Origin of the sequence: Pseudomonas poae, assembly GCF_001439785.1 — a bacterium.
GTDB classification, from domain to species: Bacteria; Pseudomonadota; Gammaproteobacteria; order Pseudomonadales; family Pseudomonadaceae; genus Aquipseudomonas; species Aquipseudomonas poae.
Window position 1 is genome coordinate 167374 of sequence record NZ_JYLI01000009.1, and the last position, 25658, is coordinate 193031.

Sequence of the window (25658 nt, forward strand, 5' to 3'; positions counted from 1 at the left end):
TGTAACCCTTGATTCGCTATATGTACTGCCATGTGAACGACGTCATTTTGCAGAGTTGAGCCTCTATCGCTCCTGCAATCGGCGCTCGTGCGCCGGATTTCATGGCAGAGCGACCATCTTCAGGGGATCTCTACATGGTTTCTGTGACCTCATCATCCACGGCCAGTCCCGACCTGGTCGGCGGGCTTGCACCTGTCAGTCAGGCATCGTTGCTCAAGAATCTGCAGGACGTCGCGGTCCTGGCTCAGCGCTTTCTGGGTTATCAACCCGATGCGGCGCAGGTCAGCAAAGACGTCTTCCGGCAGGCGCTTGAGCAGCAATTCAAGGGCATTGACCTGGACCCTGACCAGATATTCATCCACGCAGACGCTGCCGGGGCATCAGTGCGGTCTTTGACATCGGTGATGCAGGACATGCTGTCCAGCGGACGAGTCACTGTCGATCCGCCAATACACGGATTTTTTCGCAGTTCCAGTGCGGGGGGCGGTGCGCGACGCGTGGACATGACTGCGCAAGCCTTCGTGCAAGTGGTGCTACGTCACGCACAGTTGCTTTTCGGGCATTACGAACGGGCCTTGACGCGCTTTTGGAACAGCCCGGGGCCATTTACCGGCAATTTAATTGCACGCGATGCGATGCTCCACTTTCGCCGCAATCAATTGGCGGCAGAGGCCAACCTGCGCCGGGCTGACAATGTGATAGATCCGACACAAGGGATCGGTGAACAAGGGCTTGCGCTGGTGCTGGGTGTGATCGGTGCGGCAATCGCCGCCCCGGTGGTGCCAGTTCTGTACCGTTTGAGCGTGACCGTCAAGGATCGCGATGTGGGACTTGCCGGAGCCTTCGCGATAGCGCCGGAGGGTGGTTTGGGCAGCGTTCAGCCCGTGCTGCTCTATACGCCGCAGCGAGGTCTTGAAGCGTTCTCGGGCTATTCGGCGTTGCTCGATGCGCTGGGTTTGCGCGGTGCGAACGGTGACTGCGATGAAATTTTGCTTAACGTGCCTGTCGCCGACCGTGAGGCGGTGGCGCAGTTGCTCAAGGCAGGGCGCGGGCGATGGGTGACTGCTCAGTTACTTGCTGATGCTGGTGGATCTTTGCTGGGCCGGGTGCTGGACGAGCAACTGGTGTTGCAGAGGGCTAACCTCTACAGCGCATTTTTACCGTTCAGGGCGGGGATTCTCGACCGCGTGCCCGAGGTCCTGGCGCTTGCCGGCGGGTTGCCTGCCGACCTCGTTGCCCGGCCTCTGCGTGCCGATACTCTGCCGGTTGTGCCGCCTGCGGACCTGGCTCTGGGTGATCAGCAGATTTACCTCATGGAAAAGCTCGACGCGCTCAATGCGTTGACCGCCAACCTGCTCAGGGCAATGCCTGAATTCAACGGGTTTTTCCAGCGGCGGCTGGCGCTGATGTTCCCCTCGCTCAATACGCCGATCGATCCCGACGGTATTTACCTCACCCATTACCGTGTCGATGAGACCGGGCGCAAGCAATTGGTGTCGTCCAAGGCATTGGGCTCGGTACTGCTGGCATTGCTGGCGTCCACTGAGCCAGGCAATGAGCAGGATGGCGCACCACTTGCCTGGGCGTTTTTCCGCGAGGCCCTCACGCTGAACGAAGAGTGGCAGCTGCCGCACGTCGGTTCTGCGAATGACTTGGCGCACGCCGTGAAAAAAACGTTCGCCGGCGAGGTCCAGGCATTCTGGAGCTCGATACAGGCAGGCCAAGGTCCGCAGCGTGAGTTACTGGTTCGACTGCGCAAGAGCGTCATGGCCACCTTGGCGGCGTTGGGCAGTGTGGATGGTACGTTGCAGGCTTCCAGCCGTGCGGCCATTGACATTGTGCTGCGCTACCCGACCAGGGCGGCGCGCGCGTTGGCGTTTCCCGCCGAGCCTTGTCCCCAGGTTTATAGGTTGTCCATGGCAGACGGTACGCCATTGGCCGGCGTGTTTGTCGTAGGCCCCGACAGCGTGAGCGATGCCACGGGTTCCTGGGTGCTTTACACCCAGGGTGAGGGGTTCGAGGTGTTTTCCCGTCTGGCCGAACTGCTTGCTGCGTTGACGGCGCGGCTTGACGCAGGCGCGCAGCCCGGCCGTTTACTGGCCGCAAGCCTGCCCAGTGCTGTCGTGGAGCAGCAAGCAGGAATGTGGGCTGGGCAGCGTGAACTGACAGTGCACGCGGTCAGCGATGATTTTGTGTTCGAGGGGGTGAGTGAGTTGCTGGCCAAGCAACAGCGAGATCTGTCTGCCGTGCTTGGCAGTGACAAGGCATTGGACGCCCAGGCACTGGCGCAGGCGACAGACCTGGCGGCGCAACTGGACGTTGCCCATGCGTTCATGGCGCGTAACCGGCAGTTGGAGCGTTTGAACACACCTGACTGGATTAACGCGTTGAGCGCTGTGGACCGCGGGCAGTTGCAGGCGCTTGAGGAAATTGCCCAGGAGAAGAATCAACTGTTGGGGTCGCTGCTTGAGGCCATTCCCACCCTCCGCAGTTATATGAAGGACAAGCTGCGTGGCAAATTGCGTGAGTTTCTGGACGATAAACGCTTGTACAGCGTTTCGCAGGCCGATATTGATCCAGACACCGTCAACGTTGTTAAAAGTGAGTGGGTCAGAATCAATTACGTGCCGGCTCCGGGGCTGACGCCTGTTCAGGAAAGAACCAGAACCGTCGTGTACAGCCTGACCGAGCTGGCCCTGAAAAACCTCACCCCTTGGGAGAAGTCGCTCTCATGGGTTTCAAGGGACAGCCTCGACGCCACGCTGACTTACGCGGATGGTCGGCAAGTGATCGACAGTGAGGGGCAGACCGTCAAGCTCACGCGGGAGGTGCTGGAGCAATGGGTCAAGGCGCTGGATATCGGCCAACGCTACAAAAAGGACGTTTTCCAGCCGGCATTCGATCTGTCGGACAGCCCGGGGCAGGCCCGCCATTTAAGGGAAGTCTGGTTGGAGGCCCAGGCGGCAACGCTGAAGCACGAAGCGCAGCAGGCGGCGTTGAGTCCTATTGCGTACAGGACGCCGTCGACCAGCGATGCTGGCAAGAAACGCGGCGCGCAATGGCTGTCAGCCGTACTGGACACACCTGACCCAGCCCGCAGGGCAAAGGTGGATGGCGACACGGTCGGCGTCAGCCACCTGGCGTTGGGCAAGTTGGGCGTGCCGCCTCTGGAGGGTGGCAGTCAGTTGGTGCAGGGTGTCTTCATCGTTGGGGTGCAGGGGCGGGCGGAGATGGTTCTTTATGCGTCAGGTGCGCCCGATGGACGTGATATTCGCGAGATTCTCAATCAGGCTCAGTTGCGCAAGCTATTGGTGAAGCCGCAATGGCAACAGTATCTCGGGAAACAACTGGCGACCAATGATCCTCTGGTCATCAAGCGCGTGCTGCCGTTGCCCCAGCGGATGGTCATACGGCTGGTGCCCTGCGAAACGCCGATACTGCCGGAAATGTACCGCTTGATGGTCGCCCGCATGAGTCTGCACGTAGAGCGAGGCGCGGTAAGCAACGCGCAACTGGACCGTCGCTCCACGATCAACAAAGTGCTGTTTGGCATTGAGGTGGCGGGGCATTTGCTGGACATGATGCCGTGGGCTGAGCACTGGTTGTCTCGCACGCTGACGCGATGGGCGCGCCTGTCCAAAACAGCCGTGCGAACCTTTGGTACGCGCGGGCACAATGTCCCTGGCTTGATCGTGCGCGATGGCGCTGTCGGCAGGATACTGACAGTGGAAATGGCGTCCGGTGCCGCGCCTAAAGGTACCGCATTGGGAGTCAAGCCATTGGCTACTCAGGTTTTGAAATCCCGGCAAGTCACCACCGCCTCTGAATTTGCCCTGCACGTCTCTCCTTCAACAAGAGTCAGCTCATTTATTCCTCCGGCATGGGAAGTTTCGGCGGTGCCGGCCCTTGAAGCCAAGACGTTGATCAGGGGGCTTGAGCCCAATAGTCGTGGAATCTACCGTACCTCCGCCGGGGAGTACCTGATACGCCCTGAAAGTGCGCTGGGACATTCACGGGTTTACAGAATCAAGGGCGATTTCAAACTCTATGGGCGCGAGGATCTCGTCGTTCAGGTCGTTGACGCGCGCAGCGGTATTGAAGTTGGGGCGTTGGTGCGTGGCTATCGTGGCGGTTGGAAGCCGCAAGCGCTCAAAGGTGGGGGAGGGGCCAGTTCGTCATTGAGTGGCTTGCCCGATTATGAATTTCTCCAAACCCCGGCGTTCCATCGCCGGGAGCACCAGTTGGCGATGCTTTCGTCGTTTGAAAGGCGTTTCTACCAGCAGTGGTTCAATCGGGACAAGTCTCGCTTCTTCAAGCGCCTGGCACTGCCGCCCAGGCCAACGCCGGTTTTGATCGACAGTAATACGACAGTGGATGAGTTGATTGAGAAAGTGCTTAAGCAGTCAAATGGCCTCGTGCTGGGGGAGGCGCACAATGAGTTGGCCAGCAAGCTGTTTCTCAAGGAGAAAATGCAGGTATTGAAAAATCAGGGAGTTCGCACGATTTACGTCGAGGGACTCAATGCAGCAGACACGCCCTTGAGGCGCGTACGGGCTGCAAGCAAAGAACCGGTTCATCAGGTGATGGAGGCTGCGCAGGCACTCGATCTCAAGGTTCGAGGTCTGGACGACGATCTATTGACCTACCACCTGAATCCAAAAAAGGGCACTGGAATCGTGGATCTTTCCAAGCGACTCAAGGAGATGAACTATTTTGCGTTCAGGCAAATCGAGCGGCATCACCCCAAAGATGGCGGGAAGTGGGTGGCGCTGGTGGGCGCGGCCCATATGAATACGACGGAGGGGGTCGCCGGTCTGGCCGAGTTGACGGGGACGCTCGGTGTGCGGATTCGCACTGTCGGCCCTGATTGGCCGGTCGGCATCACGATTCCCAAGGCAAGAGGGGCGGACGGCAGATTGTCTGATGTTCGGCTTAATTTTGCGTCGGGCATGCCCTGAGCGGCGCGTCGGGATACGTGACGTTCGGTCCTTGAGGTACGACGACGGGTAGCGGCTATTTTATCGGCTGGAATGTCGATTTATCGCCGGTGAATATGCCTGGCCTTCGCGTCTGAGCCCCTGTCGTCCCCCTCAAGCCTGTCATCCGTCAAATTACTAGCCTCCATGCGCATCAGGGGGATAGGTGCGTGGCGGCGATTGTGATAACATCCGGCGGTTTCCAGGGCCGCCCAAAGGGGTTGCCTGTAACGTGCAGATCCGTGTCATAACTCGTTGATTTGTCGTAAGTCGTTGCCAGGCACCCTGCCGGCAGCGGCGAGCTTCGTTCATCCCGAATGGATGTGACGAGGTTTCACCCGAAAAAGGAATCAGGCTTCTCATGGGCGAACTGGCCAAAGAAATCCTCCCGGTCAATATCGAAGACGAGCTGAAACAGTCCTACCTCGACTACGCAATGAGCGTAATCGTGGGTCGGGCACTGCCTGATGCGCGCGATGGCTTGAAGCCCGTGCACCGGCGTGTGCTGTTCGCGATGAGCGAGCTGGGTAACGACTGGAACAAGCCGTACAAGAAATCTGCCCGTGTTGTCGGTGACGTGATCGGTAAGTATCACCCTCACGGCGACACCGCGGTGTACGACACCATCGTTCGAATGGCCCAGCCATTTTCCCTGCGCTACCTGCTGGTAGACGGCCAGGGCAACTTCGGTTCGGTCGACGGCGACAACGCCGCGGCCATGCGATACACCGAAGTGCGCATGACCAAGCTGGCGCACGAGCTGCTGGCCGACCTGCACAAGGAAACCGTGGACTGGGTGCCGAACTACGACGGCACCGAAATGATCCCGGCCGTCATGCCCACCCGTATTCCCAACCTGTTGGTCAATGGCTCCAGCGGTATCGCCGTGGGCATGGCCACCAACATCCCGCCGCACAACCTCGGTGAAGTCATCGACGGTTGCCTGGCCCTCATCGACAACCCCGAGCTGACCGTCGATGAACTGATGCAATACATCCCCGGTCCGGACTTCCCGACCGCCGCGATCATCAACGGTCGCGCCGGCATCATCGAAGCCTACCGCACCGGCCGCGGCCGCATTTACATGCGCGCCCGCTCGATCATCGAAGACATCGACAAGGTCGGTGGTCGCCAGCAGATCGTCATCACCGAGCTGCCTTACCAGCTGAACAAGGCGCGTCTGATCGAGAAGATCGCCGAGCTGGTTAAAGAGAAGAAGCTGGAAGGCATCACCGAGCTGCGCGACGAGTCCGACAAAGACGGCATGCGCGTGGTGATCGAGCTGCGTCGTGGCGAAGTGCCCGAGGTGATCCTCAACAACCTCTATGCCCAGACTCAGCTGCAAAGCGTGTTTGGTATCAACGTGGTTGCGCTGATCGATGGCCGTCCACGCATCCTTAACCTCAAGGACCTGCTGGAAGCCTTCGTGCGCCACCGCCGCGAAGTGGTCACCCGCCGTACCGTGTTCGAATTGCGCAAGGCCCGCGAGCGCGGCCATATCCTGGAAGGCCAGGCGGTTGCGCTGTCGAACATCGACCCGGTGATCGCGCTGATCAAGGCTTCGCCGACCCCGTCGGAAGCCAAGGAAGCGCTGATCAAGATGCCGTGGGAATCCAGCGCCGTTGTGGCGATGGTTGAACGCGCTGGCGCCGACTCCTGCCGTCCCGAGACCCTCGACCCGCAATACGGTCTGCGTGACGGCAAGTACTTCCTGTCGCCGGAGCAGGCCCAGGCCATCCTCGAGTTGCGCCTGCACCGCCTCACCGGCCTCGAGCACGAGAAGCTGCTGGCCGAGTACCAGGAGATCCTCAACCAGATCGGCGAGCTGATCCGCATCCTCAACAGCGCCGTGCGCCTGATGGAAGTGATCCGCGAAGAGCTGGAAGTGATCCGCGCCGAATACGGCGATGTGCGCCGCACCGAAATCCTCGATGCCCGCCTCGACCTGACCCTGGGCGACATGATTCCGGAAGAAGACCGCGTGGTGACCATCTCCCACGGCGGCTATGCCAAGACCCAGCCGCTGGCGGCTTACCAGGCCCAGCGTCGTGGCGGTAAAGGCAAATCGGCTACTGGCGTGAAGGATGAGGACTACATCGCTCACCTGCTGGTCGCCAACAGCCACACCACGCTGCTGCTGTTCTCCAGCAAGGGCAAGGTGTACTGGCTCAAAACCTACGAAATCCCGGAAGCCTCCCGCGCTGCCCGTGGTCGTCCGCTGGTCAACCTGCTGCCGCTGGACAGTGATGAATACATCACCACCATGTTGCCGGTCGACGACTATACCGAAGGTCACTTCATCTTCATGGCGACCGCCAAAGGCACCGTCAAGAAGACCCCGCTGGAATCCTTCAGCCGTCAGCGCAGCGTCGGCCTGATCGCCCTGGAGCTGGATGAAGGTGACGTACTGATCTCCGCTGCCATTACTGATGGCGCGCGTGAAGTGATGCTGTTCTCCGATGGCGGCAAGGTGACGCGCTTCAAGGAATCCGACGTGCGTGCCATGGGCCGTACCGCCCGTGGTGTGCGTGGCATGCGTCTGCCGGAAGGGCAGAAGCTGATTTCGATGCTGATCCCGGAAGAAGGCAGCCAGATCCTCACCGCATCCGCGCGTGGTTACGGCAAGCGCACGGCCATCAGCGAGTTCCCCGAGTACAAGCGTGGCGGCCAGGGCGTGATCGCCATGGTCAGCAACGACCGCAACGGCCGTCTGGTTGGCGCGGTGCAGGTGCTCGACGGCGAGGAAATCATGCTGATTTCCGACCAGGGCACACTGGTGCGGACTCGTGTGGCCGAAGTCTCGAGCCTGGGCCGTAACACTCAGGGCGTAACCTTGATCAAGCTGGCCAAGGACGAGAAGCTGGTAGGTCTTGAGCGCGTGCAGGAACCGTCGGAAATTGAAGGCGAAGAGCTGGAAGGAGAAGAGTTTGACGGTGAGGTGATCGCAACCGGCGATGACAACATCGACGAGCCAACCCTTGATGCTGCCGCAGACGAAGAAGAACCGCAGGAATAAGCGGACATACAGGGGGCGGATGAAGATTCGCCCCCTTGTTGTTTGTGTCCCCTTTGAAATACATGTCCTTGGTCTGGCTTCGATCCCTGTGGGAGCTGGCTTGCCTGCGATAGCATCACCTCGGTATCACTGCAGCTACCGCGGTGCCTGTATCGCAGGCAAGCCAGCTCCCACAAGGGCTCGCTCCAGCTCAAGGCCGTTGCCGAACATGATTGCAGCCCCAACCAGATCAGAGTGAGATTGGATGTGAGCAAGAGAGCCTATAACTTCTGTGCCGGTCCCGCGGCGCTTCCTGAAGCAGTCCTGCAGCGCGCGCAGGGTGAACTCCTCGACTGGCATGGAAAAGGCCTCTCCGTGATGGAAATGAGCCATCGCAGCGATGAGTTCGTCTCCATCGCCACCAAGGCCGAGCAGGACCTGCGCGACCTGCTGAACATCCCTTCAAATTACAAGGTGCTGTTCCTGCAGGGCGGCGCCAGCCAGCAGTTTGCCCAGATCCCGCTGAACCTGCTGCCCGAGGGCGGTACGGCCGACTACATCGATACCGGTATCTGGGGGCAGAAGGCCATTGAAGAGGCCTCCCGCTACGGCAACGTGAATGTGGCCGGCACCGCCAAGCCCTACGATTACTTCGCCATTCCAGGTCAGAACGAATGGAAATTGTCGAAAGACGCGGCCTACGTGCATTACGTGGCCAACGAAACCATCGGTGGCCTGCAGTTCGACTGGGTGCCTGACGTGGGCGACGTCCCGCTGGTGTGCGACATGTCCTCGGACATTCTTTCGCGTCCGATCGATGTATCGCGCTACGGCATGATCTACGCCGGTGCGCAGAAGAACATCGGCCCGAGCGGCATCCTGGTCAACATCATCCGCGAAGACCTGCTGGGCCGCACCCGTGCCCTGTGTCCGACCATGCTCAACTACAAGGTCGCGGCCGACAACGGCTCAATGTACAACACGCCGCCGGCGTTCGCCTGGTACCTCTCGGGGCTGGTGTTCGAATGGCTCAAAGAGCAGGGCGGTGTCGCCGCCATGGGCAAGCTCAACGAAGAGAAAAAGCGCGTCCTGTACGACTTCATCGACGCCAGCGGCCTGTACAGCAACCCGATCAACCTCAGCAACCGCTCGTGGATGAACGTGCCGTTCCGCCTGGCTGACGACCGCCTGGACAAACCATTCCTGGCCGGTGCCGATGCACGCGGGCTGCTGAACCTCAAGGGTCACCGCTCGGTGGGTGGCATGCGCGCCTCCATCTACAACGCTGTCGACATCCACGCGATCAACGCGCTGGTTGCCTACATGGCAGAGTTCGAAAAGGAACACGGCTAATGTCTGAGCAAGAACTCAAGGCCCTGCGGGTCCGCATCGACAGCCTGGACGAAAAAGTCCTGGAGCTGATCAGTGAGCGCGCGCGCTGCGCCCAGGAAGTGGCGCGGGTGAAGATGGCGAACCTGGCCGAAGGCGAGGTGCCGGTGTTCTATCGGCCCGAGCGTGAAGCGGCGGTGCTCAAGCGTGTGATGGAGCGCAACAGGGGCCCACTGGGCAACGAAGAAATGGCGCGGTTGTTTCGCGAAATCATGTCCTCATGCCTGGCCCTCGAGCAGCCGCTGAAAGTGGCTTACCTCGGCCCCGAAGGCACCTTTACCCAGGCGGCGGCCATGAAACACTTCGGCCACGCCGTGATCAGCAAGCCGATGGCGGCCATCGACGAAGTGTTTCGTGAAGTGGCGGCCGGCGCGGTGAACTTTGGCGTGGTACCGGTGGAAAACTCCACCGAAGGCGCGGTCAACCACACCCTCGACAGCTTCCTTGAGCACGACATGGTGATCTGCGGTGAAGTCGAGCTGCGCATCCACCATCACCTGCTGGTGGGCGAAAACACCAAGACCGACAGCATCAGCCGTATCTACTCTCACGCCCAGTCCCTGGCCCAGTGCCGCAAGTGGCTGGACGCCCATTACCCGAATGTCGAGCGCGTGGCGGTGTCCAGCAACGCCGAGGCGGCCAAGCGGGTCAAGGGTGAGTGGAATTCGGCGGCGATTGCCGGTGACATGGCGGCAGGCCTGTACGGGCTGACGCGCCTGGCCGAAAAGATCGAAGACCGCCCGGACAACTCCACGCGGTTCCTGATGATCGGCAGTCAGGAAGTACCGCCGACCGGCGACGACAAGACCTCGATCATCGTGTCCATGAGCAACAAGCCAGGCGCCCTGCATGAACTGCTGGTGCCGTTCCACGACAACGGGATTGACCTGACGCGCATCGAGACGCGTCCTTCGCGCAGCGGTAAATGGACCTACGTGTTCTTTATCGACTTCATCGGCCACCACCGCGACCCACTGGTCAAGGGCGTGCTCGAGCAGATCAGTCAGGAAGCCGTGGCACTCAAGGTGCTCGGCTCTTACCCGAAAGCGGTTTTGTGAGGCTTTGACATGAGTGGCAACTTCCTCGCCCTGGCGCAGCCGGGCGTGCAACAACTCTCGCCTTATGTGCCGGGCAAGCCTGTGGACGAACTGGCGCGAGAGTTGAATCTGGACCCCTCGAAGATCGTCAAACTGGCGAGCAACGAGAACCCGCTGGGCCCGAGCCCCAAGGTGCTGGCGGCGATTCGTGAAGAACTGACCGAGCTGACCCGTTACCCGGATGGCAACGGTTTTGCGCTGAAGTCGCTGCTGGCGCAAAACTGCGGTGTGGCGCTCGACCAGGTGACCTTGGGCAACGGCTCCAACGACATTCTTGAGCTGGTCGGCCGTGCCTACCTGGCGCCCGGCCTGAATGCGGTGTTCAGCGAGCATGCATTTGCGGTCTACCCCATCGTGACCCAGGCCGTTGGTGCCGATGCGCGGATCATTCCGGCCAGGGATTGGGGCCATGACCTGCCGGCAATGCTGGCGGCCATCGATGCGCAGACGCGCGTGGTGTTTATCGCCAACCCGAACAACCCGACTGGCACCTGGTTCGATGCGAAGGCGTTGAACGACTTCCTGCAAGACGTGCCCGAACACGTGCTGGTGGTGCTCGACGAAGCCTATATCGAGTACGCCGAAGGCGGCGAGCTGCCAAACGGCCTCGACTTTCTGGCCGCCTACCCGAACCTGTTGGTGTCGCGCACCTTCTCCAAGGCTTATGGCCTGGCGTCGCTGCGCGTTGGCTACGGTTTGTCCACGGCGGTGGTTGCGGATGTGCTGAACCGCGTGCGCCAGCCCTTCAACGTCAACAGCCTCGCCCTGGCGGCAGCCTGCGCCGCGGTGAAGGACACTGAGTACCTGGAAGAAGGCCGTCGCATCAATGAGCGCGGCATGCTGCAACTGCAGGACGGTTTCCGTGAGCTGGGCCTGGACTGGATTCCGTCCAGGGGCAATTTCATCTGTGTCGATCTCGGCCAGGTTGCGGCACCGGTATTCCAGGGCCTGCTGCGCGAAGGCGTGATCGTGCGCCCGGTTGCCAACTACGGCATGCCGAACCACCTGCGTATCACCATCGGCCTGCCGGCCGAGAACGGTCGCTTCCTTGAGGCGCTGGCCAAGGTTCTGGCCCGTGGTTGATGTCACTGCATTGCAACCTGCGGTGCCTATGATCGGTCGCCTGGTGGTGGTCGGCCTGGGGTTGATCGGCGGCTCCTTTGCCAAAGGCCTGCGTGAAAGCGGGCTGTGCGGCGAAGTGGTCGGTGTGGATCTGGATCCGCAATCGCGCAGGCTGGCGGTCGAGCTGGGCGTGGTGGACCGCTGTGAAGCGGACCTGGCAGTGGCTTGCCAGGGCGCGGATGTGATCCAGCTGGCGGTGCCGATCCTCGCCATGGAAAAACTGCTTGGGGTATTGGCCGGCATGGACCTGGGCCACGCGATTCTCACCGACGTCGGCAGTGCCAAGGGCAATGTGGTGCGCGCGGCGCAGCAGGCGTTTGGCGGCATGCCGGCGCGCTTTGTGCCGGGCCACCCGATTGCCGGCTCCGAGCAGAGCGGGGTGGAAGCCTCCAATGCACAGTTGTTTCGTCGGCATAAAGTGATTCTGACGCCGCTGGCGCAAACCGATCCGGCCGCGCTGGCGGTGGTTGATCGTTTGTGGCGCGAGCTGGGGGCGGATGTGGAGCACATGCAGGTCGAACGTCACGACGAAGTGCTGGCGGCGACCAGCCACCTGCCGCATTTGTTGGCGTTTGGTCTGGTGGATTCTCTCGCCAAGCGCAATGAAAACCTGGAGATCTTCCGCTACGCCGCTGGCGGCTTTCGTGATTTCACACGGATTGCCGGCAGCGACCCGGTGATGTGGCACGACATCTTTCTCGCCAATCGCGAAGCGGTGTTGCGCACCCTGGATACCTTTCGCAGTGATCTCGACGCCTTGCGCGACGCGGTCGATGCCGGAGATGGTCATCAGTTGTTGGGCGTGTTCACCCGTGCGCGGGTGGCGCGCGAGCATTTCAGCAAGATCCTGGCGCGCCGGGCCTATATGGAAACCGCTGTGAGCGCTGAAGCGTTGGTCTTCGTGGCCAGCCCGGGTGGCCGCTTGAGCGGGCGCATCCGTGTGCCGGGCGACAAGTCGATCTCCCATCGCTCGATCATGCTGGGCTCGTTGGCCGAAGGGGTCACCGAAGTTGAAGGCTTTCTAGAGGGCGAAGATGCCCTGGCGACCTTGCAGGCTTTTCGCGACATGGGCGTTGTGATCGAGGGGCCGCATCACGGGCGCGTGACAATTCATGGCGTTGGCCTGCAGGGGCTGAAGGCGCCACCGGGTCCGATCTACCTCGGCAACTCCGGCACCTCGATGCGCCTGCTCGCCGGGTTGCTCGCGGCGCAGCGCTTTGACAGCGTACTGACCGGCGACGCCTCGCTGTCCCGGCGCCCGATGAACCGCGTGGCCCAGCCGCTGCGGGAGATGGGCGCGGTGATCGAGACAGGGCCTGAAGGGCGTCCGCCGTTGAGTATCCGTGGCGGGCAATCGATGAAAGGGTTGAATTACACGCTGCCGATGGCCAGCGCCCAAGTGAAATCCAGTCTGCTGTTGGCGGGGTTGTACGCCGAGGGTAAAACGGCCGTGACCGAGCCGGCGCCGACCCGCGACCATACCGAGCGCATGTTGCGCGGTTTTGGTTGCCCGGTGGCGGTGGAGGGCGCGACAGCTTCGGTGGAGTCGGGTCATGGGCTGAGTGCAGCGCATATAGAAGTGCCCGGGGACATTTCCTCGGCGGCGTTTTTCCTGGTGGCGGCTTCGATTGCCGACGGCTCCGAGCTGCTGCTGGAGCATGTCGGCATCAACCCGACGCGCACTGGCGTGATTGATATCCTGCGGTTGATGGGGGCTGATATAGGCCTTGAAAACCAGCGTGAGGTGGGCGGTGAGCCTGTCGCGGATCTGCGGGTGCGTTCGGCTGCGTTGAAGGGGATTGAAATTCCTGAGGCACTGGTGCCGTTGGCGATTGATGAGTTTCCGGTGCTATTCGTGGCTGCCGCCTGTGCTGAGGGTAGAACGGTGCTGCGCGGTGCTCAGGAGCTGCGCGTGAAGGAATCCGACCGCATTCAGGTCATGGCCGATGGTCTGCTGGTGCTTGGGGTGAAGTGTGAACCGACCCCCGATGGGATTATTATCGACGGCGGTGCGTTAAGCGGCGGTCAGGTGCAGGCCCATGGCGACCACCGGATTGCCATGGCGTTCAGCGTGGCTGGTCTGCGGGCTGCTGCGCCGATTCGTATCCATGACTGTGCCAATGTAGCGACGTCTTTTCCGAATTTTCTTACCCTGTGTGCCCACGTCGGCATGCGCGTTGCCCAAGAGGCTCAATTGTGAATATCAAAGCACCGGTGATTACCATCGACGGACCAAGCGGCTCGGGCAAAGGCACGATTGCCGGCATCCTGGCCAAGCGCCTGGGCTGGTGCCTGCTGGACTCCGGCGCGCTGTATCGCCTGCTGGCGTTTGCCGCACGCAACCATGGCGTCGACCTCACCAACGAAGAGTCCCTGACGCTGCTGGCGGCGCATCTGGATGTGCAGTTCGTCGGCGCAACCGAAGGTCATCCGCAGCGCATCATCCTCGAAGGCGATGATGTGACCGACGACCTGCGTAACGAGCAGGTGGGTTCGTGGGCGTCCCAGGTCGCCGCGCTGCCGGCGGTGCGTGATGCCTTGCTGCAGCGCCAGCGTGCTTTTCAGGAGCCGCCAGGCCTGGTGGCGGATGGCCGCGACATGGGCACCGTTGTGTTTCCTGAAGCGCCGCTGAAGATTTTTCTGACAGCCAGTGCCGAGGAGCGAGCGCGCCGCCGTTACTTGCAGTTGAAGGGCAAAGTCGATGGTGTTAGTCTGTCGAGTCTGCTAGATGAGATCCGTGCACGCGATGAGCGTGATACCCAGCGTGCGGTAGCCCCGCTCAAGCCGGCGGCTGACGCCATACAGCTGGATTCAACGGAGCTTTCCATCGAGCAGGTGCTGGAACGCATCATGAGTGAAATCGCCATTCGCGATATTGCCGGATGACCAAGAAGGCTGCAGGGGACCAGTCAAAGTCCTGCGGTGCTTCTTCTAAATGAAACTGACCCACACTGTCTGGGGTGTGGAGATGGGCGTATTCTTCGCCCTTATCAACAGGAATTAAAATGAGCGAAAGCTTTGCGGAACTCTTTGAAGAAAGCCTAAAAACCCTGAACCTTCAGGCAGGCTCCATCATCACCGGTGTTATCGTTGATATCGATTACCAAGCTCGTTGGGTAACCGTTCACGCTGGTCTGAAGTCTGAAGCTCTGATCCCGCTGGAACAGTTCTACAACGATGCTGGCGAGCTGAACATCAACGTCGGTGACGAAGTTCACGTTGCTCTGGACTCGGTTGAAGACGGTTTCGGTGAAACCAAGCTGTCCCGTGAAAAAGCCAAGCGCGCTGAATGCTGGATTGTTCTCGAAGCAGCCTTCGCAGCTGAAGAAGTGGTCAAGGGCGTTATCAACGGTAAGGTTAAAGGCGGCTTCACTGTCGACGTTAACGGCATCCGTGCGTTCCTGCCAGGTTCTTTGGTCGACGTCCGTCCAGTGCGCGACACCACGCACCTGGAAGGCAAGGAACTCGAATTCAAGGTCATCAAGCTCGATCAGAAGCGCAACAACGTTGTCGTTTCCCGCCGCAGCGTCCTGGAAGCAGAGAACTCCGCCGAGCGTGAAGCTCTGCTGGAATCCCTGCAGGAAGGCCAACAAGTCAAAGGTATCGTCAAAAACCTCACCGATTACGGCGCATTCGTCGATCTGGGTGGCGTCGATGGCTTGCTGCACATTACCGACATGGCCTGGAAGCGTATCAAGCATCCTTCCGAAATCGTCAACGTTGGCGACGAGATCGATGTCAAGGTTCTGAAATACGATCGCGAACGCAACCGTGTTTCCCTGGGCCTGAAGCAACTGGGTGAAGATCCATGGGTTGCTATCAAAGCTCGTTACCCGGAAAGCACTCGCGTTACCGCGCGTGTAACCAACCTGACCGACTACGGCTGCTTCGCTGAGCTGGAAGAAGGCGTGGAAGGCCTGGTACACGTTTCCGAAATGGACTGGACCAACAAGAACATCCACCCTTCGAAAGTCGTACAAGTCGGCGACGAAGTGGAAGTTATGGTTCTGGACATCGACGAAGAGCGTCGTCGTATCTCCCTGGGTATCAAGCAGTGCAAATCCAACCCATGGGAAGATTTCTCCGGCCAGTTCAACAAGGGCGATAAAATCTCCGGCACCATCAAGTCGATCACCGATTTCGGTATCTTCATTGGTCTGGACGGCGGCATCGACGGCCTTGTTCACCTGTCCGACATCTCCTGGAACGAAGTCGGCGAAGAAGCTGTTCGTCGTTTCAAGAAGGGCGACGAGCTGGACACCGTTATCCTGTCGGTTGACCCAGAGCGCGAGCGCATCTCCCTGGGTATCAAGCAACTGGAAAGCGATCCGTTCTCTGAATTCGTTCAGGACAACGACAAAGGCGCCATCGTTAAAGGCATCGTGAAAGAAGTTGACGCTAAAGGCGCCATCATCACGTTGGCCGACGATATCGAAGCGACTCTGAAAGCCTCCGAAATCAGCCGTGACCGCGTTGAAGACGCGCGCAACGTTCTGAAAGAAGGCCAGGAAGTAGAAGCCAAGATCATCAGCGTTGACCGCAAGAGCCGTGTAATCCAGCTCTCCATCAAGTCGAAAGACGATGCTGAAGAGAAAGAAGCCATCCAGAGCTTGAAAGACAAGCCTTCGGATAGCATCGCTGCTGGTCCTACCACTCTGGGCGACCTGTTGCGTGCACAAATGGAAAAACAGAACTAAGTTCTGTCAGACCATAGAAAAGGGGCGACTTCGGTCGCCCTTTTTTGTGCCTGAAATTCGTTGAATCATCCTTGGAGGGCTCTGGTCTACAGGTCGTTGTCAGAACTGGCTATAGTCATTGTAAAAGCGCTCTCGGCGTTTTGTTTCAGTAAGGATTTGAATGAACAAGCTTATTGTGGTGCTCGTATTGGTGGTGCTGTCAGGATGTTCAGTCACCAGCGCAAAAACGCACGTCAAGCGCGGCGTGAGTGGGATAGAGATCGACTGCTCTGGCCTTGGCGGTAATTGGGAGAAGTGCGAGAAGCGCGCTGCTCGCGAATGCAAGATGCAGGGCTATAAGGTGATCACGCGGTCCAGCGATGCGAAGGATGAGGAGGGCGATTACTTGTTCGGTTGGAATCCTGCCGGTGCAGTCACTCGAACCATGCTGGTGATCTGTAAATAAGCTCGCGTGTGGTCTCGGATTAACCTGCACATAAGTTATTGTATAGGCTGTTCAAATTCATCAAGTCATGCTAAAACCTTCGAAGCGCTTTTCCTAGCTGCTTGAAAAAGAAGGGAAAAATATGACGAAGTCGGAGTTGATCGAACGAATTGTCACCCATCAGGGGCTGCTCTCATCCAAGGATGTTGAGCTGGCTATCAAGACCATGCTTGAGCAAATGTCCCAGTGCCTGGCTACCGGAGATCGCATCGAGATCCGTGGCTTCGGCAGTTTCTCCCTGCACTACCGTGCCCCCCGCGTTGGCCGCAATCCAAAGACAGGCCAATCCGTCAGCCTTGACGGTAAATTCGTCCCTCATTTCAAGCCGGGCAAAGAGTTGCGCGACCGGGTGAACGAAGAAGAGGAAGAGGGCGTCTGAGTGTTTTTGGAGTAGGAGAAAGTTATGCGTGGGGTTAAGCGCGTTGTTGCGGTATTTGCGGTGCTGATTGTTGCTTTGGTGATGCTTGGGTTTGTATTGGAAAATCAGCAGGGCGTATCACTTTCGTTCCTGGGGCAGGCTACCAGGGAGCTGCCTGTTTCGGTGTTTGTGGTGGTGGCGTTAATTGTAGGGATGTTGGTAGGGCCGTTGCTGGGTGTTGTGGTAGGTCGTCGTGATCGTGTCTCTGTCGCAGAGAGGCGAAGCTGAAGCGTACTCTCGCTTCTTTGGGCTGGTCTGAGTAAAGGATTTTAGGACCGTCTGTCAGAAAATGTCGCTCGTGGAAATGCTCAAGTGCTCAGTCTTTTTTCTAATTGAGAGTGCTTCAATGGCTGGCATTCCGTTAAATCATTGGTTGCCATCTTCAGATCTGAAATTTTCCCTACGCCTCCTTGTCGCTCAGCATAACTGATAGAGATTTGCCCGGCTTTGTAAGTAAAGACCTACAGACATGTCAAGGCTTGTAATAAACCAAAGAGATGGCAAAATGAAATCTGTTCTCGATAACAGGCAGTTTGTGCGCTCGGAATTTGGCAGAGACGCTCGGTTCAGGCGATCATCCAATTAGAAAAAACACATTTTGTCTGCATAACGAGCCCGCAGTTTCTTCTTGAAGGCAGGTTTTTGTTGTGAGTAGTAGTCTTCGCGTCACCCCGGTGCATCTTGCGGGAAAATTTGGCCTTGAAATGCTTTTTCAGGGGCTGTGGCAAAATAAGGTTCTAATTTTTGCTGTCGTTGTGCTTGTCGGCGCTCTGTCGGCCGTTTACGCCTTTTTAGTTACGCCAGAGTATCAAGTGACCAGCATGCTGCGCCCTGCCGCAATTAACGAGTTGGACGCTTTGAATAGGTCTGAAGTTTATACGCTTCCACCGGCGCAAGCGTTGATTAAAGTGGGGGAGGCGCTTGAGTCTTACGATATTCGTCTTGGTTTCTTTCGCTCGCATCAAAATCTGTTCAAGGCTTTCTCGCGCCCAGGGAGAACATTGGAGCAGAGTTTTGAGGAATTCAACAAAAATTCAATAAATCTTGAAGTTCCGGATCCCAAGAAAGCGGACGCACTAAGCAACTACATTAAGCTTGAAATGACCTATCCCAAGGGAGTAGACGGGGTCTCTATTCTCAATGGGTTTATCGAATACGCAATTAATGCGGAGCGGCAACAGATTGCTGCTGACTTGAGTGTGATTGTTAAAAATCGATTAACGGAAATTGAAGGAAAGTTAAGCGCGGCTCGCTCAAGTTACGAAATGGATAAAGAGGCCAAGATTGCAAAGTTGGCCGAGAAAGATGTGCTTCATCGTGCTCAATTGCAAGATGAGCTCAAGGCGTTGCGCGCTCAGCTAACGGCCGTTCGTAGCGATCGACTGGCTTTGTTGGGTGAGTCCATTGCAATTGCTAAATCACTTGGAATACAAAAACCATCTACGCTTTCGTCATTAGGTGATAAAACCAATAATCGGTCATCCAACGTGATTCGTACCGAAATCAATAATCAGCAAGTCCCTCTGTACTTCATGGGGGTCGAGGCGCTGGAGGCAGAGCGTAGCGCTCTGCTACAGCGCAAGAGTGATGACTTTACCGATGTCCGTATCGCGCAAATCGCCAAGGACCTTCAATTGCTGCAGTCTAATCGCGAGATTGAGTTGCTGAATAATCGTAAGAACGAAGATCTGTTTTTAAGTAATGTTGCGCCTCTTCGGGGTGAGCAGGCCCGGCTCCGTAGTCTGAATCTTGATATGGCGCAGTTGAAATTGGTCGTCATAGATAAGCTGGCGCTCGAGCCGATTAAGCCGATTAAACCGAAAAAAGTTCTTATTCTGCTGTCCGGTCTGATTTTGGGTGGAGTCCTCGGTGTTTTGATCGCCCTGGCGCGTTCACTGCTGTTAATTAGGCGCAATGCCGCAGTTGATAGAGCGGCGCACTCACAGCATGCCGTGATCGCAGAGCCAGCAAAAATTGAGCGGTGAGCTGGCATCAGGGCTATCACGCGCTCTGGCTCAAGGCGTTGACTTGCTGATCTGAGACCAAAACGATCACGCATTCGGGCCGCTGGTAGCAGATCTGGCTTTGGCGGATTCATATGGTGAAGTTAATGTAGCGCCAACGCTTATTTGGTGAGTCATCTCGTAGTATGCTTGCCACGCGTCTTCGCTCTGGCGTATGGAGCAATTACGAAGTTTTTTGCAGCGAATTGCACTTGAAAGGCTAAACTCGACGAAACCGTCCGGGTGCGGGCATGGCATAGTGATATTAGCTGTGGCGTTCACGATGTTGCCGTGACGCCCAGCTGGCGCGCAAAGAGTGTCAGCAAGTCGTTGGGAATTTCTCGCCGATGGGTGAGATAGGCCTGCGAAGCCTGTTGTCAGAGGTCTTGATTCACAGGATGTTGAAGTATTCAGTGCTGAAGATGGTTCAGTGAAATTTTATTTTTTATTAGGCTTTGATTATGCAAAAACTGGAAGATATTAAGCTCGCCATTATAGGTCTTGGATATGTTGGCTTGCCCCTTGCGGTGGAGTTTGGCAAGCATCGGACGGTGGTTGGGTTTGACATCAACCAGCCGCGTATCGAGGCCCTGAGAGCAGGGCACGACGCCACGTTGGAAGTGAGCGATGAGGAGTTGAAGCAGGCCGGTAAGCTCAGCTTCAGTTTTAATCTGGACGAATTGTCCAGCTGCAATACGTTCGTCGTGACAGTGCCTACGCCGATTGATGAGTACAACCAGCCAGACCTTACTCCACTGATCAAAGCGTCAGAAAGTATCGGTAAGGTACTGAAGAAAGGCGACTTGGTTATTTATGAGTCGACCGTCTATCCCGGCGCAACCGAAGAAGACTGTGTGCCCATACTTGAGAAGTTTTCAGGATTAAAATTCAACGTCGATTTTTTTGCCGGATACAGCCCTGAGCGTATTAATCCGGGAGACAAGGAGCATCGTGTCACTACGATCAAGAAGGTGACTTCCGGATCTACACCTGAGATCGCTGACCTAGTGGATGCTCTTTACAACCAGATCATTATTGCGGGCACGCACAAGGCAAGCAGCATTAAAGTTGCCGAAGCTGCAAAGGTTATTGAAAACACACAGCGCGACTTAAACATCGCTCTAATCAATGAATTGGCCATTATTTTCAATAAAATGGGTATTGATACGGAGTCAGTGCTCCAGGCTGCGGGTACGAAATGGAATTTCCTGCCATTTCGGCCTGGCTTGGTGGGCGGTCACTGCATCGGCGTCGACCCCTACTACTTGACTCACAAGGCTCAGTCCATCGGCTATCACCCCGAAATCATTCTCGCGGGTCGTCGTCTCAATGACGGAATGGGCGCGTATGTGGTCTCCCAGTTGGTAAAAACGATGGTTAAGCGCCGTATTCATGTCGATGGCGCTCGTGTACTGATTATGGGCCTGGCGTTCAAGGAGAACTGCCCGGACCTGCGTAACACGCGAATCGTGGATATTGTCAATGAGTTGAAAGAGTACAATATTGCAGTGGATATTTATGATCCATGGGTCAGCCCTGAAGAGGCCAACCGTGAATATGGCATAACGCCTATTGCCGAACCGGGCACTGATGTCTATGACGGTATTGTGCTGGCCGTTGCACATAATGAATTCAAGGCACTGGGCGCTGAAAAAATTCGCAAGTTTGGTAAGTCTGAGCATGTTCTTTACGATCTAAAATATCTGCTGAGTCGTGAAGAGTCTGATATTCGTTTGTAATTTTATTTATGTGTTCTATTTTTCAATAAACGAAGAGCCAATTTATGTCCCGCTATGAAACGCTCCTGGAAACACTCAAGACCTCACCTAAAACGTGGTTGATCACTGGGGTGGCTGGATTTATTGGCTCCAATTTATTGGAGACCTTGCTTGGTCTGAATCAAGTTGTTGTCGGCCTTGACAACTTTGCGACGGGCCATCAGCGCAATCTCGATGAGGTTAAAGGTACGGTCGCTGCGCAGCAGTGGGCTCGTTTTAGCTTCATCGAAGGTGATATCAAGGTATTGGATGACTGTCAGCGCGCATGTGGAGGGGTGGATTACGTATTGCACCAGGCGGCGCTTGGGTCGGTACCACGTTCCCTCAATGACCCAATCGCTACAAATGCTACCAATATTGATGGCTTCCTTAACATGTTGGTGGCGGCCAGGGATGCGCAAGTAAAAAGTTTCACTTACGCTGCCAGTAGTTCTACTTACGGAGATCACCCGGGTTTGCCGAAAGTGGAAGACGTTATTGGCAAACCACTCTCCCCATACGCAGTTACCAAATATGTCAACGAGCTCTACGCTGATGTTTTCGCAAAGTGTTATGGCTTTGATACTATTGGTCTTCGGTATTTTAATGTTTTCGGTAAGCGTCAAGACCCTGAGGGAGCATATGCAGCAGTGATACCCAAATGGGCTGCCTCCATGATCAATGACGAAGACGTTTTTATCAATGGCGATGGCCAAACGAGTCGGGATTTTTGTTTTATCGAAAATACCGTCCAAGCTAACTTGTTAGCTGCCACCACTACAGATTCGACCTCACGTAATCAGGTTTACAACGTTGCAGTCAGCGGTCGAACAGATCTAAATATGCTGTTTACTTCTCTACGTGACGCATTGGCGAAAAATGGGATTAAATATGATAAGCCACCAGTGTATCGGGATTTTCGAGCGGGGGACGTTCGCCATTCGCAAGCAGATATCAGCAAAATAAAAAATAAACTTCAGTATGAGCCGCATTTTAACATCGTTGAGGGTGTTGAAAAAGCTATGCCATGGTACGTACAGTTTTTGAGTTAAAGTTATTTTTGACTATATGTACGTATAAATGGTAGATAGGGGGCAACAAGTTGCTAGCAAAACACGGGGCCGCTTATCTGGTCGTAAAGTTGATACCAGCAATATTGTCTCTTTCGGCGTTGGTGATTTTTACGCGTATTTTGACGCCTGCTGAGTACGGAGTTTATTCGCTCACTATCTTGGTTGCTGGTGTCGGTAATGCGGTATTACTACAATGGTTAAGCTTGGGCGTCGGCAGGTATCTTCCTGCCGCAGGTGACAAAGAGGATGAAAATAGGCTGCTAACGACTGCAAAATCGATTTCATTTACTGTTTTTGTTGTTGTTATTGTTTTGTCACTTGGTTGCGCAGCCCTAGGTGGGTTTTCAAAATTTTCAATAATATTCTGGGTTGTCGGTTTTTTATTTGCGGTTCAAGGTTGGCATGAACTTAACTTAAAAATTTTAAATACGTCATTAAAACCTTTTGATTATGGGAAGGTACTCATTGTAAAAAGTGCGGTTGGCTTTTTTTTATCTGTGCTTGCAGCTTACCTGGGCTTTGGTGTCGCAGGTATATTGGTCTCTATTATAGTGGGTTCAATGATGGCTTGCATAATCAGCAGGCAGATATGGAATGGCTTACCTTGGTTTTATATTGACAGGGGTTACTTGGGTAAATTATTCGCTTACGGCGCTCCGTTAACGGTTACTTACCTCCTGATATTTATCATTGATGCATCTGATAGGTTTTTTATCGAGCGCATGGTGGGTGTTGAGGCTGTTGGCGTATATTCAGCATCGTATGAGCTGAGCCAGTATTCAATCGGCATGCTGACATCCGTCGTCCATTTGGCTGCCCTGCCATTGGTGATAAATGCATTGGCTAAAGAAGGCTTGCTGGCGGCGGGTTTAAAACTACGACAGACTTTTTCATTAGTTTTTGCGGTTGCTGTACCATTGTCGGCAGGGATGGCGTTGACCGCCCCTGATATAGCATATTCTATACTCGGAGATAAGTTTAGAGTGGGCGCTACTGTAATCATACCTTGGATCGCGTTGGCTATGTTTTTAAGTACAATGAAATCATATTACTTCGATTATGCATTTCAGTTGTCAGGATCTACTCGAATGCAGATGGGTATTGTGTTCGTAAGTGCGATCGTGAATGTTGTCTTCAACTACTTCTTAATTGCTGCGTATGGTGCTACAGGCGCAGCGATTTCGACGGTGATCGCTTTTCTTGTTTCCTTGATACTAAGCTGGATTCTAGGGTTGCATGTATTTGCCATGCCGCGCCTCCCCTATAAAAATGCGGCGCAAGTCATACTTGCTGTGGTCGTTATGGCTGTAATTGTAAGTAGCATTAATCTTGAGCTTTCTTTATTTTCCTTTTTCTTAAAGGTCATTTTGGGTGGTGCGGCCTATATAGCTGTGTTACTAGTGTTTAATGCGCGATATTTGATTGCCAATGTTCCAGTATTTTTAAAAAAATAATCACTGAGTGTTAGGGGGGATTTTGCCATATTTTACAGTGTTTACGCCGACATATAATAGAGCGTATATTTTGAGTCATGTGTATGAGTCGCTTAAGGCTCAAACCTTTCAAGATTTCGAGTGGCTTATTATAGATGATGGTTCCACCGATGGAACGCGATTACTTGTCGAAGAATGGATGCAAGAGAAAAAGTTAAATATTCGTTACATTTATCAAAATAACAAAGGTAAGCACGCGGCGCATAATAATGCGGTCGAGAATGCAAAAGGCTATTTGTTTTTGGTTTTTGATTCTGATGATAGGTGCGTTAGCACAGCTCTGGAACGATTGAAGTTTTATTGGGAGGATATTAGCCCATTGCAGAGAGAGCAGTTCTCAACGCTTTCAGTTTTATGCATGGACGATAATCATAATGTTTTAGGTCACGAGTATCCAAATTATATATGTGATGTTGCTGATCCTGACCTGCAGCGGCAATACCGTTCCACTGGAGATAAGTGGGGCGTTAATGTCACAGATATATTGAAGCAATATAAATTTCCAATCATCGAAGGTGAGCGATTTATTGCGGAAAGCATCGTTTGGAATAGAATATCACTTGCCTATTCTGCTAGATTTGTTAATGAAAAGTTATGCGTAAAGGTTTATCGCAGTGACGGGCTTACGCAGTCCTCGGTGCGAGTCAGAGTTAACAATCCTCGTGGCACCAGCATGGTGTACCTTGAAGAGTTTAAGGTGCTGAAGGGGCTCGTTTATAGGTTTAAGTCGGCTATTAATTACGTTCGATTTGCCCTAAGGACAAAAAAAGTGGAAATAATTTTTCCAAGTTATAAGTCCTCGCTGTTGATGATTTGTGCGCTGCCCGTGGGCTTTGTTTTTTATCTTGTTGATTCCTATCGAGTGAAGAAGTAGGTGTCAGGTTGTGGGGTTTTGTCGACTGTTTATCAGAGGTTGAGGCGATATGTATAGCTTTATAGCAGGCTTTACTCTATTGATAGTCGCAACTATATCGCGTGTAACTATAAAAGATGCGTTCCATCCATCTTTTATATTTCCTGCTATTTGGGGTGTTGGATTATGCTTAATAGCCTTCACTCCTTTATTAGGTTTTTATGCCGTTGAGTCTGAGGCGCTGCTGATTTTTATTTTGGGTGGTATGATATTTAGTGCGGTCTCTATTTGTATAACCTTTTTTGCCAAGAATTTCGTGTACGAAGGTTTTTTTTATCGCACACTTAATTTTAATGGTTTATTTTTCCTTTTTGCTTTTTCGCATCTTCTGGTTTTACCGGTTGCTTACAGTGATTTATCTGCGCTCGGTTCTGACTTTGAGCAAATATCATATAACGCAAGGGCAATGACGGTCGCTGGAGAGTCAATATTTGGCCGTCTAACAGCAAACTATCTGCTTCTAGGGCTGGTAATAATTCCGTTATTCACAATAGCCTTGGCTCAGAGAAGAATAGGATGGCTGAAGTATCTTGTAATCGCTTTACCATGGTGTGCTCTAATCTTAGTTGGTAGCGGCAGGGCTGGGTTGGTTCAGATGTTGTTAGGCTTGGTATTTATTTATCGAGTTGTAAATAAAAAACTTCCTGTTAAGATAATGGTGTACTTGGGGTTGTTGCTTTTGATAATTTTATTTGTTGGCGCTATCGCAACAAATAAAATTAATGTTAGCTCAGATGAAAGTTTGGGCGAAATTATTTTTATAATGCTAAAGCATGTAGCAAGTTATGCCCTGCAAGGGCCAATCCTGTTTTCACTGTATTTTGATGGTGCCGTTCAAGTCTTCGAAAATTGGAGCCCCTTTATATCGGTTTGTCACTTACTGTCCATGTTTCAGTTATGCACGCCTTCAGCCATGCACGCCGAGTTTAATTTGTACGGTGATGGATTAGATGGTAATGTTTATAGTTTGTATTTCTCCATTTTTCCTGGATTTGGTGTTATGGGTGTAGTTTTTTTCATAGCACTATATTCCGCAGCTTCAACCTATGCTTATTTGAAGGCTAAGCAAGGCCACGTTTTCTACATGGTTATTTCGGCTTACTTATATTCGGCGATTGTCCTGTCATTGTTTTCGGATAATTTTTTGCCTTCGTTATGGTTCTTTATTAAGGTCTTTGTGATTGTGATTTTTGTTTTGTTATTTTTTTCAAAAAACCAATTTCACAAGGGCTAGGGTTAAA

At 54.8% G+C, this 25658-nt stretch carries 17 protein-coding genes; all 17 read left to right on the forward strand.

Annotated elements, in window-relative coordinates; all coding sequences use genetic code 11:
* The first annotated feature begins 134 nt into the window (after positions 1–134).
* The 17 genes from TU75_RS13105 (at position 135) to TU75_RS13185 (ending at position 25651) form a co-directional block, all read left to right on the forward strand.
* The gene (locus TU75_RS13105) at positions 135–4958 is read left to right on the forward strand and encodes a membrane-targeted effector domain-containing toxin (protein ID WP_060549176.1); all 4824 of its coding nucleotides are present in this window, start codon (positions 135–137) and stop codon (positions 4956–4958) included.
* A gap of 379 nt (positions 4959–5337) precedes the next feature.
* Entirely contained in the window at positions 5338–7992 is a 2655-nt protein-coding gene (gene gyrA / locus TU75_RS13110; protein ID WP_003235343.1) for a DNA gyrase subunit A, read from the forward strand.
* 246 nt (positions 7993–8238) lie between these two features.
* Positions 8239–9324, forward strand: a complete 1086-nt coding sequence (gene serC / locus TU75_RS13115; RefSeq protein ID WP_003235350.1) for a 3-phosphoserine/phosphohydroxythreonine transaminase — start codon at positions 8239–8241, stop codon at positions 9322–9324.
* A complete protein-coding gene (pheA, locus tag TU75_RS13120; RefSeq protein ID WP_003235353.1) occupies positions 9324–10418 on the forward strand; it encodes a prephenate dehydratase in 1095 nt (364 codons plus the stop codon). The genes serC and pheA overlap by 1 nt, the downstream gene beginning before the upstream one ends.
* Positions 10419–10427: 9 nt before the next feature.
* Positions 10428–11540 (forward strand): histidinol-phosphate transaminase, encoded by a 1113-nt coding sequence (gene hisC, locus TU75_RS13125; RefSeq protein ID WP_060549177.1) that lies wholly within the window; start codon positions 10428–10430, stop codon positions 11538–11540.
* A gap of 28 nt (positions 11541–11568) precedes the next feature.
* Positions 11569–13779, forward strand: coding sequence for a bifunctional prephenate dehydrogenase/3-phosphoshikimate 1-carboxyvinyltransferase (locus TU75_RS13130; protein ID WP_060549178.1), 2211 nt, complete (start codon positions 11569–11571; stop codon positions 13777–13779).
* Positions 13776–14465 carry a (d)CMP kinase gene (cmk, locus tag TU75_RS13135; protein WP_015371566.1) on the forward strand — a complete coding sequence of 230 codons (690 nt, stop codon included), beginning with the start codon at positions 13776–13778 and terminating at the stop codon, positions 14463–14465. The genes TU75_RS13130 and cmk overlap by 4 nt, the downstream gene beginning before the upstream one ends.
* A gap of 119 nt (positions 14466–14584) precedes the next feature.
* Positions 14585–16276 carry a 30S ribosomal protein S1 gene (gene rpsA, locus TU75_RS13140; RefSeq protein ID WP_003235361.1) on the forward strand — a complete coding sequence of 564 codons (1692 nt, stop codon included), beginning with the start codon at positions 14585–14587 and terminating at the stop codon, positions 16274–16276.
* Positions 16277–16436: 160 nt separating this feature from the next.
* Complete coding sequence (locus TU75_RS13145; protein ID WP_060549179.1) at positions 16437–16721, forward strand: hypothetical protein; 285 nt, start codon at positions 16437–16439, stop codon at positions 16719–16721.
* A 121-nt stretch (positions 16722–16842) separates the two neighbouring features.
* Complete coding sequence (gene ihfB, locus TU75_RS13150; protein WP_003189779.1) at positions 16843–17139, forward strand: integration host factor subunit beta; 297 nt, start codon at positions 16843–16845, stop codon at positions 17137–17139.
* Between the two features lie 24 nt (positions 17140–17163).
* Entirely contained in the window at positions 17164–17406 is a 243-nt protein-coding gene (locus tag TU75_RS13155; RefSeq protein ID WP_060549180.1) for a lipopolysaccharide assembly protein LapA domain-containing protein, read from the forward strand.
* A 419-nt stretch (positions 17407–17825) separates the two neighbouring features.
* A complete protein-coding gene (locus TU75_RS13160; protein WP_414860459.1) occupies positions 17826–19163 on the forward strand; it encodes a Wzz/FepE/Etk N-terminal domain-containing protein in 1338 nt (445 codons plus the stop codon).
* A 479-nt stretch (positions 19164–19642) separates the two neighbouring features.
* Positions 19643–20920: a Vi polysaccharide biosynthesis UDP-N-acetylglucosamine C-6 dehydrogenase TviB gene (gene tviB / locus TU75_RS13165; protein WP_015371569.1), complete on the forward strand. Its 1278-nt coding sequence runs from the start codon at positions 19643–19645 to the stop codon at positions 20918–20920.
* A 44-nt stretch (positions 20921–20964) separates the two neighbouring features.
* On the forward strand, positions 20965–21990 hold the full coding sequence (locus TU75_RS13170; protein ID WP_015371570.1) for an NAD-dependent epimerase/dehydratase family protein: 1026 nt from the start codon (positions 20965–20967) through the stop codon (positions 21988–21990).
* A 50-nt stretch (positions 21991–22040) separates the two neighbouring features.
* On the forward strand, positions 22041–23465 hold the full coding sequence (locus tag TU75_RS26545) for a lipopolysaccharide biosynthesis protein (RefSeq protein WP_069665451.1): 1425 nt from the start codon (positions 22041–22043) through the stop codon (positions 23463–23465).
* A 37-nt stretch (positions 23466–23502) separates the two neighbouring features.
* Positions 23503–24378 carry a glycosyltransferase family A protein gene (locus tag TU75_RS13180; protein ID WP_256097814.1) on the forward strand — a complete coding sequence of 292 codons (876 nt, stop codon included), beginning with the start codon at positions 23503–23505 and terminating at the stop codon, positions 24376–24378.
* A gap of 49 nt (positions 24379–24427) precedes the next feature.
* Entirely contained in the window at positions 24428–25651 is a 1224-nt protein-coding gene (locus TU75_RS13185; RefSeq protein ID WP_060549182.1) for an O-antigen polymerase, read from the forward strand.
* Positions 25652–25658 lie beyond the last annotated feature (7 nt).

Bases quoted from the DNA above. Each gene is read 5' to 3' on its own strand.
- TU75_RS13105 (WP_060549176.1), top strand. From the start codon at position 135: ATGGTTTCTGTGACCTCATCATCCACGGCCAGTCCCGACCTGGTCGGC.
- ihfB (WP_003189779.1), top strand. From the start codon at position 16,843: ATGACGAAGTCGGAGTTGATCGAACGAATTGTCACCCATCAGGGGCTG.
- hisC (WP_060549177.1), top strand. From the start codon at position 10,428: ATGAGTGGCAACTTCCTCGCCCTGGCGCAGCCGGGCGTGCAACAACTC.
- gyrA (WP_003235343.1), top strand. From the start codon at position 5,338: ATGGGCGAACTGGCCAAAGAAATCCTCCCGGTCAATATCGAAGACGAG.
- TU75_RS13185 (WP_060549182.1), top strand. From the start codon at position 24,428: ATGTATAGCTTTATAGCAGGCTTTACTCTATTGATAGTCGCAACTATA.
- TU75_RS13155 (WP_060549180.1), top strand. From the start codon at position 17,164: ATGCGTGGGGTTAAGCGCGTTGTTGCGGTATTTGCGGTGCTGATTGTT.
- TU75_RS13145 (WP_060549179.1), top strand. From the start codon at position 16,437: ATGAACAAGCTTATTGTGGTGCTCGTATTGGTGGTGCTGTCAGGATGT.
- pheA (WP_003235353.1), top strand. From the start codon at position 9,324: ATGTCTGAGCAAGAACTCAAGGCCCTGCGGGTCCGCATCGACAGCCTG.
- TU75_RS13170 (WP_015371570.1), top strand. From the start codon at position 20,965: ATGTCCCGCTATGAAACGCTCCTGGAAACACTCAAGACCTCACCTAAA.
- TU75_RS13130 (WP_060549178.1), top strand. From the start codon at position 11,569: ATGATCGGTCGCCTGGTGGTGGTCGGCCTGGGGTTGATCGGCGGCTCC.
- tviB (WP_015371569.1), top strand. From the start codon at position 19,643: ATGCAAAAACTGGAAGATATTAAGCTCGCCATTATAGGTCTTGGATAT.
- rpsA (WP_003235361.1), top strand. From the start codon at position 14,585: ATGAGCGAAAGCTTTGCGGAACTCTTTGAAGAAAGCCTAAAAACCCTG.